This window comes from Pseudomonas sp. YA1 (assembly GCF_058680555.1).
This window is the reverse complement of record NZ_JBZWBG010000015.1, coordinates 12,515-29,565: the sequence shown is the minus strand read 5'-3', so window position 1 is coordinate 29,565 and position 17,051 is coordinate 12,515. Positions and strand designations below refer to the sequence as shown.

12 protein-coding genes are annotated in these 17,051 nt (G+C 67.6%); 4 read left to right on the top strand and 8 right to left on the bottom strand.

Going from position 1 to position 17,051, the window contains the following annotated elements:
• Positions 1-16: 16 nt before the first annotated feature.
• From cntI to cntO, 4 genes are read right to left on the bottom strand one after another with little or no spacing between them, the layout of a single operon-like run.
• Positions 17-871 (bottom strand): pseudopaline transport inner membrane protein CntI, encoded by an 855-nt coding sequence (gene cntI, locus AC4OR5_RS21175; protein WP_058159919.1) that lies wholly within the window; start codon positions 869-871, stop codon positions 17-19.
• Positions 853-2,154 carry a pseudopaline biosynthesis dehydrogenase CntM gene (gene cntM / locus AC4OR5_RS21170; protein ID WP_003095356.1) on the bottom strand — a complete coding sequence of 434 codons (1,302 nt, stop codon included), beginning with the start codon at positions 2,152-2,154 and terminating at the stop codon, positions 853-855. Before cntM ends, cntI begins: the two co-directional genes overlap by 19 nt.
• Positions 2,151-2,942, bottom strand: a complete 792-nt coding sequence (gene cntL / locus AC4OR5_RS21165) for a pseudopaline biosynthesis protein CntL (protein WP_058159920.1) — start codon at positions 2,940-2,942, stop codon at positions 2,151-2,153. The genes cntM and cntL overlap by 4 nt, the downstream gene beginning before the upstream one ends.
• A gap of 29 nt (positions 2,943-2,971) precedes the next feature.
• Positions 2,972-5,098, bottom strand: a complete 2,127-nt coding sequence (gene cntO, locus AC4OR5_RS21160; protein WP_058159921.1) for a pseudopaline transport outer membrane protein CntO — start codon at positions 5,096-5,098, stop codon at positions 2,972-2,974.
• Between the two features lie 141 nt (positions 5,099-5,239).
• Here cntO and AC4OR5_RS21155 point away from each other — a divergent pair, with 141 nt between their 5' ends.
• The gene (locus AC4OR5_RS21155) at positions 5,240-6,394 is read left to right on the top strand and encodes an acetyltransferase domain-containing protein (RefSeq protein WP_023108372.1); all 1,155 of its coding nucleotides are present in this window, start codon (positions 5,240-5,242) and stop codon (positions 6,392-6,394) included.
• A gap of 252 nt (positions 6,395-6,646) precedes the next feature.
• Here AC4OR5_RS21155 and speA read toward each other — a convergent pair whose 3' ends face one another.
• The 4 genes from speA to AC4OR5_RS21135 form a co-directional block, all read right to left on the bottom strand.
• Positions 6,647-8,557, bottom strand: a complete 1,911-nt coding sequence (gene speA / locus AC4OR5_RS21150; RefSeq protein WP_003095365.1) for an arginine decarboxylase — start codon at positions 8,555-8,557, stop codon at positions 6,647-6,649.
• Positions 8,558-8,806: 249 nt separating this feature from the next.
• Positions 8,807-9,178, bottom strand: a complete 372-nt coding sequence (locus tag AC4OR5_RS21145) for a translation initiation factor Sui1 (RefSeq protein ID WP_034049082.1) — start codon at positions 9,176-9,178, stop codon at positions 8,807-8,809.
• A 203-nt stretch (positions 9,179-9,381) separates the two neighbouring features.
• A complete protein-coding gene (locus AC4OR5_RS21140; protein WP_003095369.1) occupies positions 9,382-9,918 on the bottom strand; it encodes an NUDIX hydrolase in 537 nt (178 codons plus the stop codon).
• A 3-nt stretch (positions 9,919-9,921) separates the two neighbouring features.
• Positions 9,922-10,992: a DUF2333 family protein gene (locus tag AC4OR5_RS21135; RefSeq protein ID WP_003095371.1), complete on the bottom strand. Its 1,071-nt coding sequence runs from the start codon at positions 10,990-10,992 to the stop codon at positions 9,922-9,924.
• Between the two features lie 352 nt (positions 10,993-11,344).
• On the opposite strand from AC4OR5_RS21135, the gene gcbA reads away from it, so the two are divergent.
• The 3 genes from gcbA to dsbD all read left to right on the top strand — a co-directional run bounded on the left by gcbA (position 11,345) and on the right by dsbD (position 16,959).
• A complete protein-coding gene (gene gcbA / locus AC4OR5_RS21130; RefSeq protein ID WP_003106227.1) occupies positions 11,345-12,973 on the top strand; it encodes a diguanylate cyclase GcbA in 1,629 nt (542 codons plus the stop codon).
• A 77-nt stretch (positions 12,974-13,050) separates the two neighbouring features.
• Positions 13,051-15,024 (top strand): methyl-accepting chemotaxis protein CtpL, encoded by a 1,974-nt coding sequence (gene ctpL / locus AC4OR5_RS21125; RefSeq protein WP_023434844.1) that lies wholly within the window; start codon positions 13,051-13,053, stop codon positions 15,022-15,024.
• 159 nt (positions 15,025-15,183) lie between these two features.
• Complete coding sequence (gene dsbD, locus AC4OR5_RS21120) at positions 15,184-16,959, top strand: protein-disulfide reductase DsbD (RefSeq protein ID WP_023518142.1); 1,776 nt, start codon at positions 15,184-15,186, stop codon at positions 16,957-16,959.
• The last annotated feature ends 92 nt before the right edge of the window (positions 16,960-17,051 follow it).

The following is a 17,051-nucleotide window of genomic DNA, read 5'->3' as shown; positions in this document are numbered from 1 at the left end:
CGGTCGCGCCGGAGGCTCAGCCCTTCTTCGTCCGCGACAGCGCGATGCACGCCACCACGATCAGCACGCCGCCGGCGATGGTCAGCGCGTCCGGCACCTCGCTCCAGAACAGCCAGCCCCAGCCGGCGTTGAAGACGATGCCGATATAGCGGGTCACCGCAACGATGGTCGCGCTCTCGTGACTGAAGGCGCGGGTTAGGAACACCTGGCCGAGCAGCGACACCACCCCGATGGCCAGCAGCAGCCCCCACTCGCGCAGCGTCGCCGGCACCACGAAGTCGTTCCACATCAGCGGGATGGCCACCAGGGTGGCCACCGCCAGGAAGTAGAAGACGATCTCGTAGGTATGGTGCCGCGCGCTCAGTTGGCGGATCGCCACCGAGGCACCGGCGGCGAACACCGCGCTGAGCAGGCCGACCACGGCGTATACCGAGTAGCTGGAATAGCTGAACGGCTTGACGATCATCAGCGCGCCGAGCACCACCACCAGCAACAGCCAATAGACCGCACGGGGAATCCGCTCGCCGAGGAATAGCGCGGAGAAGAGGATGACGAAGAACGGTGACATGTGCGCCAGGATGCTCGCGTCCGCCAGCGGGATGTGGGCGATGGCGTAGAAATAGCAGACCAGGTACAGCGCCCCCATCACCCCGCGCACCAGCAGCATCGGCAAGCCCTGGCGCGACAGGGCGACACCGGCCTGGCGCATCAGCAGGTAGATCAGCAGGGTACCGATGGCGCTGCGGAAGAACACGATCTCGGCAGCCGGCAGGGTGGCGCTGGCTTCCTTGACCAGGGCGTTCATCACGCTGAAGGTGAAGGACGCCAGCACCGCCAGCAGCACCCCGCTCTTCAGCAGGTCGAGCACCACTGGCGATAGATGGCGTCCGCCGCCGGACGGCTGTCGATCGGATACAGGCTTGGATGGCACTGGCTCGCTCCTTGGCAATCGATGAATCGGGACACGGCGTTCTCGTAGCTCGCCAGCAGGCTGCGCGCCTGCGGCATGGCCAGGTCGAAGTGGGCGGCCAGCGCGACGATCAGCGCCAGCTTGCGGTAGTCCTCCAGCGGCACCCGCGGGAGCCGCCAGAGTCCATCCTCGTCGCGACTGACGCGGCGGAACGGCACGGCGGAAAAGTCGAAGTGGCGACCCTGCTCGTCGGCCGGAGAGAACGGATCGACCAGCAACGCCGCGTAGCGCACGAACAGCAGGTATTCCTGGCGCTCGGCGCCAGCCTCGGCGAAGCCGTCGATGGCCGCGCGCGGCAGCATCGTCTCGTGCACCGGGTAGTTGTCGTCGTTGAGGAACCGCAGCAGGTTCAGCGGCTCGGCGCCCATCCGCCGCAACAGTTCGCTCAGCTCGCACCACAGCCGCCGCATGGCGCCGATTGCCCCGGGGGTGATAGGTCCCTCCGGGTAGAGCTTGTACATGAAACCGGGCGGCCCCTGCTCGGAAAGTATCCGGGCGAGGGCGAACTCGCCGAGAAAGAACGGACTGTGCACGTAGGTGGTGACGTTGCGGCCCTCCGCCGCTTCCGGCGTCGCCAGGGGTACCACCTCCACCCCGCTGCCGGCCAGGACTCGCCGCCAGGTCTCCCGCGCCGGGCAGTCCGGCCGGCTGGAACCCAGGTAGACCCTGCGCTTGACCGCCTTGGTCAGGGCCCGCAGCGGTTGTGTCTCGTCGATCACCTTGGTCGCCGCGTAGTAGCTGGACAGGCTCAGCACGGTCGCCTGGCACCCCGCCGGCAGGGCGCTGCGCACCAGCAGGTTGGCGCCGATGAAGGCGGACACCAGCAGCAGCGTGCGCACCCCGCCGAGTCGCTCCCAGGGCAACCCGCGGACCACGTCCAGGTAACTGTCGGCCGGCACGCAGAGCACCAGGGTCTGCCAATCGTCGCGAAGTTCAGCGGGGTCCTGGTGGAAGACGTCCAGCGCGGCGTTGCCGGACAGCCAGCGATGCTGCCCCTGCCCTTCCAATTGCAGGCAGGCGCCGCGCGCCAGGGCCTCGGCGATCCGCTGGCTGCGCCGGCCGGGATGGTTCAGCGCGCCGAGGCGACCGGCACCGTGGCGGCGCAGGTCCAGCGCGACCTGGATCGCCACCGCGCCCAGACCGACCAGCAGGACGTTGCCCAGGCTCTCATCAGCGGCGTTCATCGACCGGCCTTCTCCAGGATCAGGGTGTCGTACAGCGGCTGGCTGACCCGCTCCGCGCAAACCCGCCAGCCCTCCAGTTCGGCCGGCTCAACCGGGTAGTTGAACAGTCCCTTGATGCCGCTGCCGTGACGCAGCAGGACCTTGGCGTCGGCGCGCATGACCTGGCGGATCTGCGCCAGTACCGCGCTTTTCTGCTGCACCAGCGAAGCGATCAGGAAATGCGTGGCATCGCGGGAAAACGCCAGTTCCGCCGGCGGCAGCGAGGAAAACTGCATGCGCGCCTCCAGCCCCTGGCAGCGGGCGATCTCGCGGGCATAGCCCAGGGCCTCCTCGTCGATGTCCAGGCAGCACAAATGTGCGCCGACCTCCCGCGCCAGCACCAGGGCCGAGGTCGGCAGGGCACCGGAGCCGACGAACAGGACCCGTGCATCGGCATCTATCCCGGCGCTGTCGAGTTCGCCGCGGATGGATTCCAGCAGGCTACCCAGGTAGCGGCCCATCTCGCCGGGTTCATGCAGCACGCCCTGGCAAAGGTGCTTCTCCAGTTCGCAGAGGGCCTGCACCGCCGCGCCGCGCAGGCGCAGGCCGAGCGCCTGCAACGCAGGGTCGTCCGAATCGGCCTGCCACTGCGCCCGGCTGCAATCCTCCCCGATCAGTCCGCTCAGACGGTCGAGCTTGCGCCTGAGGATCTCGTAGCAGCCGCAACACTCGCGGGCATAGACGGTGAGCAGGCGAATCTCGCATTCCAGTTCGCGGAGGGTTTCCAGCAGCGGTGTGCGTCCTTGCATGGCATGGCTTCCTGGCGGCGGTAGAGGGCTCAGTAGTTCAGGGTCAGGCTCATGGTCAGGTTGCGCGGCTCGCCGGGGGCGACCCAGACGTTGTTATAGGAACGCTCGTAGTAGCGACGATCGAAGAGGTTGTTGACGTTCACCCCGAGGGTCGCATTGCTCGCCAGCGGATAGTGCGCGAGCAGGTCGACGGTGGTGTAGGCCGGCAGTTCGAAGCCGCTGTCGCTGCTGTCGCCGGCGCGCTCGCCGACATAGTTGAGCGCCGCGCCGGCGTCGGCGCCGTGCAGCCAGCCTTCGCGAAACTCGTAGACGCCCATCAGGCTGCCGCTGTGCTTCGGCACGTTGAGCAGGCGGCTGCCACGGGCGATGTTCTCGTCCTTGGTCACTTCGGCGTCGATATAGGCGTAGGCGCCGATCAGCCGCAACTGCTCGGTGAGCTGGCCGCTGAACTGCAGGTCGAAGCCCTGGCTGCGCGCCTCGCCGGCGGTCTGCTGGTAACCGGGATTGCTCGGGTCGGCGGTGAGCACGTTCTTCTTTTTCAGGTGGAACGCGGCGAGGGTCAAGCCCAGCCGGCCATCGAGCAGGTCGAGCTTCACCCCCGCCTCGTAGCCGCGCCCCTCCTCCGGGTCGAAGGCCTTGCCGGCCATGTCGGTACCGCCATTGGGCTTGAAGGATTTCGAGGCGTTGGCGAACAGGCCGACCTCCGGGGTCGCCTGGTACAGCACGCCGATGCGCGGGGTGGCGGCACGCTGGGTCTGCTGCGAGCTGGTGTCGCGGAAGCGGCCATTGTTCAGGCGCGTGGCGTTCATGTCCTGGCGGTAGCGGTCGAAGCGCACGCCGAGCAGGCCGCGCCATTTCTCGTTGAACTCGATCTGGTCCTGCAGGTTGAGGGCCATCGCGTCGACTTCCTCGTGGTTGCGGTCGTCGCGTCCGAAGGGTGGTTTCGGCTGGCCGTAGACCGGCCGGCGGATGTCGATGGCATAGGGGTTGCGCGACGGGATGCTACGCAGGATCAGTTCGTCGTTGTGGTAGCGCTCGTACTCCAGGCCCATCAGCAACTGGTGGCGGATCGAGCCGGTATGGAGATCGCCGAGCAGGTCGAGCTGGGTGATGCTGTCGTGCCACTCGAAGTCGCGGTAGCGGTACTCCCGGCGCAGGGTGTAGCCGTCGGCGGCGAGGCTGGAGTTCTCCGAGGCGTAACCGTCCAGGTGGCCATGCTTGTAGTGGCTGGCCAGGCGCAGGCTCCACTGCTCGTTGAGGTGATGGCGCAGGGTGGCCTGGAGGGTTTCGTTGTTGTTGTCGATCTTGCCGTCGTCCGGTTCGCCGAAGAACCGCGAACGCGGCAGGCTGCCCAGGTGGTTGTGCGGCGCCACGGTGCCGCGGTCGAAGACCTGGCGGTTGCGCACCACCTCGGCTTCCACCAGCAACGAGGTGTCCGGGTCCAGTTGCCAGCTGAACGATGGCGCCACCAGCAGGCGCTGGCCGTCGGCGTAGTCGCGGAAGCCCTTGCTGTCCTCCACCGCCAGGTTCATCCGGTAGAGCAGGTCGCCGTCTTCGTCCAGCGGCGTGTTCAGGTCCAGGGTCGAGCGGTAGCGGTCCCAGCTGCCGGCGCTGGCATGCAAGCGGGCGAAGCGCTCGGCCTGGGGCTTCTTGGTCACCAGGTTCACCGTGCCGCCGGGATCGCCGCGCCCGTACAGGCTGGAGGCCGGTCCCTTGAGGATTTCCACGCGCTCGATGGTGGCGCTGTCCGGGGCGTTCATATAGCCGCGGTTGGCGCTGAAGCCGTCGCGGTAGAACTCCGAAGTGGTGAAGCCACGGACGTTGTACTCGAACATCGTCAGGCCGCCGAAGTTGTTCTGCCGCGAGACCCCGCCGGCGAAGTCCAGCGCCCGTTCGATACGAGCGCTGTCAAGGTCGTCGAGCACCTGGCGCGGCACCACGCTGATGGCTTGCGGGATGTCCTCGATACGGGTGTCGGTGCGCGTCGCGCTGGCCGACCGATTGGCCCGGTAGCCCTGCACCGGGCCCTCCGCGCGCTCCGCTTCGGCGGTGACAGTGAGGACCTCCAGCTCCGCGGGACTTTCCGTTTCCGCCCAGAGCGCCGGACTGCTGCAACCGAGGCCGACACCGAGGACAAGCGACACACTGACTCTCATGGGAAATCGCACCAGAAAAGAAATGATATACTATAACGCTACCAGTTCGATTCCGACCTCGCAATACAATGCCCGGCTCTATCTCGCTTCTCGCCGCCAGGCTGTGATACTCATCCCTATTTTCCGACGACCAGCCCAGCCATGCCCAACTCCGTCTCCAATTCCTCCCGCCTGCACAGCATCGACGCCCTGCGCGGCCTGGTGATGCTGTTCATGCTGCTCGACCATGTCCGCGAGACCTTTTTCCTGCACCGCCAGGTCGGCGACCCGATGGACGTCGCCAGCACCGAGCCGGCGCTGTTCCTCAGCCGCACCCTGGCGCACCTGTGCGCGCCGGTGTTCGTCTTCCTCACCGGCCTGTCGGCATTCCTCTACGGCGAGAAGCACCAGGGACGCCGGGCGGTCTCGGCGTTCCTGTTCAAGCGCGGGTTGTTCCTGGTGGCGCTGGAACTGACCCTGGTGAACTTCGCCTGGACCTTCCAGTTGCCGCCGACGGTGATCTATCTCCAGGTGATCTGGGCGATCGGCCTGAGCATGCTCGCCCTGGCCGCCCTGCTCTGGTTGCCGCGCCCTCTGCTCGCGGCGCTCGGCGTGCTGCTGGTGGCCGGCCACAACCTGCTCGATCCGCTGCATTTCGCTCCCGGCTCGGCCTGGCACCTGCCGTGGGCGGTGCTCCACGACCGCGGCTGGATCGAAGCGGGCGACGCCCTGCGCCTGCGCACCTCCTACCCCCTGCTGCCGTGGATCGGTGTGATCGCCCTGGGCTATGCCGCAGGCAACTGGTTCAGCGGCGCCACGCCGGCAACCACGCGCCGACGCTACCTGCTGGCGGGCGGTGGCGGGCTGCTGCTCGGCTTCATCCTGCTGCGCCTGCTCAACGGCTATGGCGAGAAACCCTGGGCCTTCGGCGAGACGCCGGCGATCACCCTGATGGGCTTCTTCAACGTCACCAAGTATCCGCCGTCGCTGCTGTTCCTCGCCCTCACCCTGGGAATCGGCCTGCTGCTCCTGGCCTGGTTCGAACGCCTGGACTGGAACGGTCGCGGCAAGGCCCTGGTGGCGTTCGGCGGAGCGCCGATGTTCTTCTACCTGCTGCATCTCTACCTACTGAAGCTGCTGTACCTGCTGGCGCTGGCGATCTGGGGCGCCAACCGGGGCGACTACTTCGGTTTCTCCTCGGTGCCGGCGCTATGGCTGTGCAGCATCCTGCTGGCCGTGGTGCTGTACCCGGCGGTGAACTGGTTCGCCGGTTTCAAGGCGCGGCGGCGGGATATCGCCTGGTTGAAGTACTTCTGAGGCGCGGAGCATCCAGGAGCCACTGGAAACGTCCGGCCCTTCCCCCCACGGGTAGGACGAATGACGCGAAGCGTTATCCGCCGGACACAGCAGGCAACCACGCCGACGTCCACCGCCGGCAGGGAAGCGGAAATGAAGGGGTTGCGCGGAATTCCCACATAACGAGCAGGATCTGAAACGAAATGGCCGGCGGGCGCCTCGCGCCAGCCGGCCATTGCCTGGTTCGCTTCCCGTCGCCGACGGGCTAGCCAGTCAGGACAGGTACGCCGAGCGGGTCAGCCCCAGGCGCAGCGCATCCAGGTACTGGTTGCGCTCGCGGGCGGTGAGCTTGGCCCCGGCGACCTTGTCGCGGTAGAGGGTCATCAGTTCCTCCGGCGACAGGTGCACGTAGCGCAGCATGTCCTCGATGGTGTCGTGGGTCTCGATGCCGGCGTGATAGATGCCGCCGTCTGCGCGCTGGTAGACGTTCACCGAGTCGGTGTCGCCGAACAGGTTGTGCATGTCGCCGAGGATCTCCTGGTAGGCGCCGACCAGGAACACCCCGATCAGGTAGTCCTCGCCCTCCTTCACCTCATGCACCGGCAGGCTGGTCTCGATGCTCTGCTCGTCGACGTACTGGGTGATCTTGCCGTCGGAGTCGCAGGTCAGGTCCTGCAGTACCGCGCGCCGATCCGGCTCCTCGCCCAGGCGGTGCAGCGGCAGGATCGGCAGCACCTGGCCGATGGCCCAGGTATCCGGCAGGCTCTGGAACACCGAGAAGTTGCAGATGTACTTGTCGGCGAGCTTGTCGTTGAGTTCGTCGAGGACCTGCCGGTGGGAGCGCTGGCGGGCCTTGAGCTGGTTGTGCAGGCGCCGGCAGATAGCGAAGTAGCACTGCTCGGCGAGGGCTTTCTGCGCCAGGCTGATCTTGCCGTCGGCATACTGCGCGGCGGCGTCGCCGATGTAGTGGGTGGCGCGCCAGTAGGTCTCGGTGACCATCTCGGCATCGGTCGGGCCGAGCAGTTCGGCCAGCCAGCGGACGATCTCCGGCTGCTCGTCGAGATCGACGATCTTCGGCACGTCGTCGTTGTGCCGCTCGACGTCGGTGACCTGGGTGATCAGCACCGCATGGTGCGCGGTCAGCGCCCGGCCGCTCTCCGAGAAGATGTGCGGATGCGGCAGGCCCTGGGCGTCGCAGAACTCCTTGAGCATGCCGACCACCACGCCGGCATAGTCATCGATGTCGTAGTTGATCGAGCTGGCGTTGCGCGAATGGGTGCCGTCGTAGTCGACGCCGAGGCCACCGCCGACGTCGATGTGATCCACCGGCAGGCCGAGCGCGCGCAGCTCGCCGTAGTAGCGGATGGCTTCCTTGAAGCCGTGCTGGTAGTCGGCCAGGTTGGCGATCTGCGAGCCCATGTGGAAATGCAGCAGGCGCACGCCCTGGTCGAGACCGGCCTGGCGGAAGCGCTCGACCACCGACAGCAGCTGGGCGGCGGAAAGGCCGAACTTGGCCTTCTCGCCACCGGTGTCTGCCCACTTCGACGAAGCCAGCGAGGACAGCCGCACGCGCAGGCCGACCTGGGGCTGCACGCCGACGTTGGCGGCCTCCTCGATCACCAGCTGCACCTCGGATTCCTTCTCGATCACGATGAACACGTTGTGCCCGAGCTTCTGCCCCATCAGCGCCAGCTTGATGAACTCGCGGTCCTTGTAGCCGTTGCAGACGATGGTGCCGCCCTTCGGGGCCAGCGCCAGCACCGCCATGAGTTCCGGCTTGGAGCCTGCCTCCAGGCCGATGGAGACGTTCTCGGTGGCGATGATGTTCTCCACCACCGCTTCCTGCTGGTTGACCTTGATCGGATACAGCGCGGTATAGCGGCTCTGGTATTCGAGGCGCTCGATGTTCGCGTCGAAGGCGCCGGTGAGCTTGCGCACGCGGTCCTGCAGGATATCCGGGAAGCGCACCAGCAGCGGCAGGCTCAGGCCCGCCTCGCGCAACTGGCCGACCAGCTCGTAGAGATCGATGGGCGTCGAGTCGGCGCCCTGCGGACGCACTTCGACATTGCCGCCATCGTTGATGGCGAAATAACCCGCACCCCAGTGGCGGATGCCGTATACGCCGCGGCTGTCGGCCACGGTCCAGTTGCTGCCATCGTCTTTGCGAGTCCGTCGAGCGGCCATGCGCGGTGATCTCCTCAATGTTCGGGGTCGGGCGGGCGCCGGGATCTCCGGATGGCCCTGGGCCGGCACGCCTGTGGTGGAGGCTAGCCGGAGGATGTGACGTTGCCGTGTTGACCGCCACACTGGGCGGTAGTTTAGGAAAGCCGAGGAAATCCGCTCATGCGGGTATCCGCAGTCTCCCATCTAGGGAAAGGGCTGGCGCGGCCTCGCGGTGCCGGACCTGCCCGCTCTCTGCAGGGGAGAACGCGGTCAGCCGCCGGACTTCTTCGCCTTGAAACCGCGCTTGAGGAGTTCGTCGATCAACAGTTCGACATGCTCGCCCTGGATCTCCACCACGCCGTCCTTGAGACTGCCGCCGGTGCCGCAGCGCCGCTTCAGCGCGCTGGCCAGCTCCTTGAGCGCATCGCCGGCGAGCGGCAGGCCACTGATGGTGGTCACCGTCTTGCCGCCGCGGCCCTTGGTCTCGCGGCGCACGCGCGCGATCCCGTCGCCGACAGGCGCTACGACCTGCCCGCAGATGCAGGCGTCTTTGGGTTGCTGGCAGTCCGGGCAATGCCGGCCGCCATCCGTGGAATACACCAGCCCGCCGAGGGCGGACAGGGACGAAGCTTTTTTGACCACCGGGCGTTTCCCCCAGAATGGCCTCGACGGGCCAGGTCAACAACGATGGCCGGCGGGAGCCGACCGCGACGCCCCACTCAGGCAGGGGCTGCGCAGGGGCGGCATGGGGACCGCCCGAAAAGGTCGCGCAATTTAGCAGCATTGCGAGCAAATGCTAAGAGCGAAAATGCGCCATTGATCGGTGAAATGGCGACATCCGCGGCTCAGGCATCCAGGTACAGGCGCAACGCCTGCAGGGAATCGGGGCAGTACGGCAGGCTGCGAGCCTCTTCCAGCGCCAGTTCGGGACGGATGAAGCGGGCTTCGGAGATTTCCTCCGCCTGCAGACGCAAGGGCGCATCGGAGACGGCGGAAAACACCGCGCACCAGAGCCGGTTGCCCGGTTCGTCGAAGAAGAAGCGGCCATGTTCGCGCAGGACCGCGTCGCGAATGCCCAGCTCTTCCTCCAGTTCACGGGCGGCGGAGTCGGCGTAGGGCTCGCCGGCCTGGACCATGCCGCCGGCGGCGAGGTCCCAGTACCCCGGATAGACCGCCTTGCTCAGGGTCCGGCGCTGCACGCACAGCTCGCCGGCGGAGTTGAACAGCAGGATGAAGGTGCCGCGACCGATCAGCCCGCGCTCGCGCAGCTCCGCGCGCGGCAGGCTACCGAGCGGGCGGTCCTGCTCGTCGACCCAGGCGATGAGTTCGGCGTCGGAGGCGGCCCGGTGGGCCACCTCTTCGGCGCTGATCGGCGCGGCCATGGGTCAGCCCTGGGAAAGCAGCTGGCGCAGGTCGATCACCGCGGCGTTGGCGCGGGAAATGTAGTTGGCCATCACCAGCGAGTGGTTGGCCAGGATGCCGTAGCCGCTGCCGTTCAGCACCATCGGGCTCCACAGCGGCTCCTGCGCGGCCTCCAGCTCGCGGATGATCTGCCGCACGCTGACCGTGGCGTTCTTCTTCGCCAGCACGTCGGCGAAGTCGACCTCGATGGCGCGCAGCAGGTGCGACAGCGCCCAGGCCTGGCCACGGGCCTCGTAGAAGACGTTGTCGATCTGCAGCCAGGGGGTTTCCTGGACCACTTCCTCGACCTTGGGCGCCTCGCCCGGCTGTACCTCTTCGGGGTTCTTGATGTTGGTGTTCAGCTTGACCCGGCCGACACTCGCCGACAGGCGCTGGGACAGCGAGCCCAGGCGGGTGGCGACGTCGCCCAGCCAGTTGTTCAGGTTGTCGGCGCGGGCATAGAACTGCGCGTTGGGCTGGTTCGGGTCGGACAGGCGGGCCAGGTAGCGGTCCAGCGACTTGATGCCTTCCTGGTACTCCGACTCGGACGCCGGCAGCGCCCAGCTCTTGTTGTCGAAGTTGAAGCGCGGCTCGGCGCGAGCCAGGTCGGCGTCCTCGGTGGACTGCGACTGCGAACGGGCGAAATCCTTGCGCAGCGCCCGGCTGATGTCGCGCACCTGGACCAGCACGCCATACTCCCAGCTGGGCATGTTGTCCATCCAGATGCCCGGCGGGAAGATGTCGTTGGAGATGTAGCCGCCCGGCTTGGTCAGCAGGGTGTCGACCACTTCCTTGAGGGTCTCCACCGTGGTGTAGCCGGTGACCATCTGCCGCCCGGCGCGCTCGGCGGCGGCCTGGGCGTCCTGCTGCACGGGGAACAGGTCGGGTTCCTGGCTCCAGTACCAGCCGACCAGCATCGCCACCAGCAGGTAGACGCCCAGCAGGCCTCCCACCACGCGCACCAGCCAGGGGCCGCCGAAGTAGGTACGCACATCATCCACGGAATTGTCCACGCGATCGCGCATGGTCCCACGACGCTTCTTCCAGTCCAGCATGGCAAGGGTCCTTAAAACAGCTCGATAGATGGGGGATTGGACCATGGCGAACGCGTTCCGTGCCAAGCGCCAACCCTTCCAGGACGCCGAAAACCTCGGCATCGTCGGCTTTCAGCGTAGTGGAAGCCGGTTTTGTGCCGGAATGCTCAGTGAGAATTTTCCGAAACAGGCATAAGCATGCCGTAGTCCGTCGCACAAAGGCACCCACCAACAGGTGGGGATGACATTTGGAAAAGAAAAGGCTCCTCTCGTCAGCCGCCCAACGGCCGCTGGCTTTCATGGCGATAGGTGATAGCATAGAGCCATCATTCGCGGCGACGCTCTGCCGCGAAGACCACGAAAGAAGCGCGTCATGATGACCGAGCACGATGACCCGACCCTGGACCGCCTGAAGCACCACTTCGCCCAGCGAGTGATCAACCAGGCGCGCCAGGTTCTGGAGGTCTGGCAACGCCTGACCCGCGCGGAGTGGAACAGCGACGGCATGGAAGAACTGGCCGACGCCACCCTGCGCCTGCAGCGCTACGCCGAACGCTTCGAGCAAGCCGAGCATGCCCAACTAGCCGGTGCCATCGACCGTACCCTGGACGTCGTCGAGGCCAACCGCGGCCGGCTTTCCAGCGAGTCGATCAGCGAACTCAACCAGTTGATGCAGCGCCTGTCGCGCACCGGCCTGCGGCATGGCGACCAGCTCGAGCACACCGTCCTGCCGCCATTGCGCAAACCGGTCTACCTGGCACTGAAGGACCGCGAACGCGCCGAGCGCCTGGCCCAGCAACTGGAGTTCTTCGGTCTGCAGGCGCTGAGCTGCGAGACCGCCGACGCCTTCCGCGCCAGCATGCGCGAACGCTACCCGGCGGCGATCGTCATGGAAGTCGACTTCGCCGGCCCCGACATGGGCCTGCGACTGGCCAGCGAGGCCCAGGCCGGCCTCGAACACAAGCTGCCGGTGCTGTTCTTCAGCGACAGCGAGACCGACACCCCGACCCGCCTGGCCGCAGCCCGCGCCGGCGGCCAGGAATTCTTCACCGGCACCCTGGACGCCTCCAGCGTGCTGGAAAAGATCGAGACCCTCAGCCGCCTGAGCTTCTACGAACCCTACCGGGTACTGATCGTCGACGACTCCCGGGCCCAGGCGCTGCACACCGAGATGGTCCTCAACAGCGCCGGGATCATCACCCGCGCGCTCACCGAGCCGCTGTCGGTGATGGCTGAGCTGAGCGACTTCCAGCCCGACCTGATCATCCTCGACATGTACATGCCCGAGTGCCTGGGCACCGAGTTGGCCAAGGTGATCCGCCAGCACGAACGCCACGTCAGCGTGCCGATCATCTACCTGTCCGCCGAGGACGACCTGGACAAGCAGCTGGACGCCATGAGCGAAGGCGGCGACGACTTCCTCACCAAGCCGATCCGCCCGCGCCACCTGATCGCCACCGTGCGCACCCGCGCCAGCCGCGCGCGCAGCCTGAAGGCGCGGATGGTGCGCGACAGCCTGACCGGCCTGTACAACCACACCCATACCCTGCAACTGCTCGAGGACGCTCGCCTGCGCGCGCGTCGCGATGGCCGTCCGCTGAGCTTCGCGATGCTCGACATCGACCACTTCAAGCAGGTCAACGACCGTTTCGGCCACCCCATGGGCGACCGGGTGATCAAGGGCCTGGCGCTGTTTCTCAAGCAACGCCTGCGCAAGACCGACCACATCGGCCGCTATGGCGGCGAGGAGTTCGCCGTGGTCCTCCCGGACACCGATCTGGACGCCGCGCGCCTGGTGCTCGACGAGATTCGCCAGCGCTTCGCCGAGATCCACTACCCGGCGCAACCGACCGACCTGCGCTGCACCTTCAGTTGCGGCATCGCCGAGCTGACCCCGGACCTCGATATCAAGAGCATGGCCAAGCAGGCCGACGAAGCGCTGTACCGGGCCAAGCACGGCGGACGCAACCGGATCGAGGTATATCGTCCCGACGCCCGGTAATGGCTCTTTGTCATCACCCGGTAACCAAACGGAAATAACCTGCGGTCTCGCCGCTCCGTAGTCGGACGAGACCCGCCATGCGCCTCAAGCAACTCACCAATCTCAACACCCTGCTCCTGCTCACCGTCTGCCTCGCCCTGGGAATCACCCTGTGGTGGTCGCAACGCGCCATGGAGCGCCCGTTCCAGTTGCTCGACCAGTACCTGGAGCTGTCGCAGCGCTTCGACGAACAGGTCGCGCGCAACGTCCGCCAGTACCTCGGCAGCGGCGACGCCGTGCGCCAGCAGGCCGCGCTGCAGGCCCTGGAAAGCCTCGCCGAGGCCTTGCCGGAGCTACCGCCGGACCTCGCCCGGACCCTCGCACCAAGCCTCGCGGAGTTGCGCGAATTCAGCGCCGGCGATCTGCTCGCCGCCGGCAAGCTCGCCGGCGACCCGCAGGGCCTGCTGCTACAGGCCGAGCGCGACCTCGCCGGCAACCTGGAACAATGGTCCGCCTACCTGGACGCCGCGACGGAGCAGCCCCAGGCCGGCGCCTACCGCACCCCGCTGCTGCTCGCCAGCCTGCACCTGACCCGCCTCAGCCTGGCCCGCGCCAAGCTGGTGGAAAGCGCCAACCCGGCCCTGGCCGGCGACGTCGAGCGCGAACTGGCCAACCTGCGCGAGCAGGCCGGGCGGATCGAGGCCTTGCCGCTGCTCGGCGTGCTCGACGAGCAACGCTCGGCCAGCGACGACTTCGCAGCCATGATGGGGCTGGCCGGCGACGCCGAGGCTGGCGCCGGCAATGCCGAAGACCGCGGCGTGGCGCTGCGGCGCGAACTCGCCAGCCTGCTGCAACGCTATCCGGACGAGTTGCGCCGCACCCGCGACCTGATCGAGCGACGCCAGCAACTGTCCGCCGACACCGGCACCAGACTGGACGCGGTGCGCCAGGCCCTGGCCACCCTGGAGCCGCAGGTGCGCGGCGAGCGCCAGCGCCTGCAAGGCCAGGTACGCCTGATCCAGGGTGGGATGATCGCCCTGATCCTGCTCATCGCCCTCGCCATCGACAGCCTGCAAAGGCGCCTGGCGCGGGTCCTCGGGCAACTGGTGCCGGCGCTCTCGGCCTGGGCCGACGGCGACTTCTCGCGCCCCATATCCCTGCGTACCCGCACCGAGGACCTGCGCAACCTGGAAGACTCGCTGAACCGCCTGCGCAGCTTCCTCGCCGAGCTGGTCGGCGCGATCCACCGCCGCGCCGAACAGGTCGCCGGCAGCAGCCAGACCCTGGCCGAGGTCAGCAGCGGCCTGCACGCCGGGGTCGAGCGCCAGGCCGGCGATACCGGGCAGATCCGCGACGCCCTCGGCGACATGGAAGCGGCGATCCAGCAGGTCGCCGGAGACGCCAGCCAGACCGCCGACGCCAGTCGCAGCGCAGGCCAGGCAGTGGAGCACGGCCAGCGGGTGATCGGCGAGAGCCTGGGCGGCCTGCGCGAGCTGGTCGACGAGGTGCAGGGCAACGCCCAGTCGATCGAGCGCCTGGCCGAGGAGTCGGCGACCATCGGCAGCGTGCTGACGGTGATCCGCTCGATCGCCGAACAGACCAACCTGCTCGCCCTCAATGCCGCCATCGAGGCCGCCCGCGCCGGCGACCAGGGCCGCGGCTTCGCCGTGGTCGCCGAGGAAGTCCGCTCGCTGGCCCAGCGCACCGCCGGCGCCACCGAGGAGATCCAGCAGCTCATCGGCCGCCTGCAACAGGCCGCGCGGCAATCGGTGGAGGCCATGCGCAGCCAGGTCGAGCATGCCGAACGCACCGCCGAACAGGCCGGCGCGGCGGAGGGCGCACTGGACGAAGTGGTCGCCGCGATCCATACCATCGGCGTGATGGCCGAACGCATCGCCGAAGGCTCGACCCAGCAGAGCCAGGCGGTCGGCGAGATTCGCTCGCACAGCGAACGCATCCACGCCCTGGGCGGGGAAAACCTGCGGCTGATCGGCCATAGCCGCGAACAGGGCGAGCAACTGCGGCAACTGGGCGGCGACCTGCGCACCACGGTGCAGGCCTTCCGCCTGTGACCCTGCGGCGACGTGCCGCAAGGCGCCAGGGGAACCGTCTGGCTTCGGACCGGTCGGATACCGCTCAGCGGAACCGGGGCAGGACCTGATCAGCCGCACGGGGCTCGATCGGGCCCGGCTTTCCGCTATCATTCCGGCTTTTGATCCGACGAGATATCCATGCGCCGCCTGCTGACCCTGATCCTCCTGCTGGTCGCCCTGCCCGCCGGCGCGGGCCTGTTCGACAGCCGTCCCGGCGCCTCCCTCGGCGGCGGCCTCGATGGCGGCGACTTCCTCAAGGTCGACCAGGCGTTCAAGCCCAGCGTCGAGCGCAGCGACGCGCAGCACGTGCTGCTGCGCTTCGTCAACGCCGAGGGCTACTACCTCTACCGCCACCGCTTCCAGTTCAAGGTCGAGCCAGCCCAGGTCAGCCTCGGCCAGGTGCAACTGCCGGCGGGCAAGCAGCACCACGACGAGTACTTCGGCGATACCGAGGTCTACTACAACATCGTCGACCTGGAGATTCCCCTGAACAACCCGGCCCGGCAGCCCTATACCCTGGTGGTGACCTACCAGGGCTGCGCCGACAAGGGCCTCTGCTACCCCCCGGAAACCAGGCGCTTCGACATCGACGGCGGTGCCGCGACGCCAGCCGCGAACGACGCGGCCAGCAAGGACCCGCTCGAACACAAGGGCAAGCGCAGCCTGCTGTTCTTCTTCCTCGCCGGCCTGACCCTGACCTTCACCCCCTGCGTGCTGCCGATGCTGCCGATCCTCTCCGGAGTGGTCCTGCGCGGCCGGCCAGGCGGTGGTCGCGGCTTCGTCCTGTCGCTCGCCTACGTGCTGCCGATGGCGCTCTGCTTCGCCCTGCTCGGCGCGCTGATGGGCATGTTCGGCGCCAGCCTCAATCTCCAGGCGCAATTGCAGTCGCCCTGGGTACTGGTGCCATTCGCGGCGTTCTTCGCGCTGTTCGCCGTGGCCATGTTCGGCTTCTTCGAGCTGCGCCTGCCCGGCTTCATCCGCGAACCGCTCGACCGCCTGGCCGGCGATGCGCGCGGCGGCTCGATCCTCGGCGCGGCCACCCTCGGCGTGCTTTCCAGCCTGCTGGTCTCGCCCTGCGTCTCCGCCCCGCTGGCCGCCTCGCTGCTCTATATCAGCGCCAGCGGCGATGCCTGGGGGGGCGGCCTGCAACTGTTCGCCCTCGGCCTGGGCATGGGTACGCCACTGGTGGTCTTCGGCGCCGGCGGCGGCGCCCTGCTGCCCAAGAGCGGAGCCTGGATGAACGGCGTGCGCAACGCCTTCGGCGTGCTGTTGCTGGCGGTCGCCGTGTGGCTCCTGGAGCGGGTGGTGTCCGGCCCGGTGGCGCTGATGCTCTGGGGCATGCTCGCCGGCGGCGCCGGCCTGGCCCTGGGCGCCCTCGAATTCACCCCGAAGAGCGCCGCACGCCGCCTGCTGCAACTGCTTGGCCTGATGTTCCTGACCTACGCGGTGGCCGCCTGGATCGGCGCCCTGCAGGGCGAGTCGGACCCGATCCATCCGCTGGGCCGCTCGGTGCCGTCGATCCACGCCGGGCCACCGAGCACGCCCGGCGAATGGCAGAACCTGACCACCCCGGCGCAGCTGGACGCCGCCCTGGCCGAGGCACGTCAGGCCGGCAAGCCGGTGCTGCTGGACTGGTATGCGGACTGGTGCATCAGTTGCAAGGTCATCGAGCGCCAGGTTCTCACCGATCCCACGGTGCAGGCACGACTGCCGGCCTACCGCCTGCTGCGCTTCGACATCACCGAAAGCAACCCGGCCCAGCGCGGCCTGCTAGACCGCTACAACCTGTTCGGTCCGCCGGCGATCCTGTTCTTCGCCCCGGGCGGTGACGAATGGAGCGACTTGCGCGTCATCGGAGAGATCGACGCCGCCGGGCTCGCCGAACGACTGCGCCGGGCCGCTGCCCGGCAGTGACATGCGCTGACATACTTCTGCCGCAATTGCCGGTCAACATGCGGCGATCTACTGCAATCTAACAGTGACTGGACAGTCATACGGAAATTCCG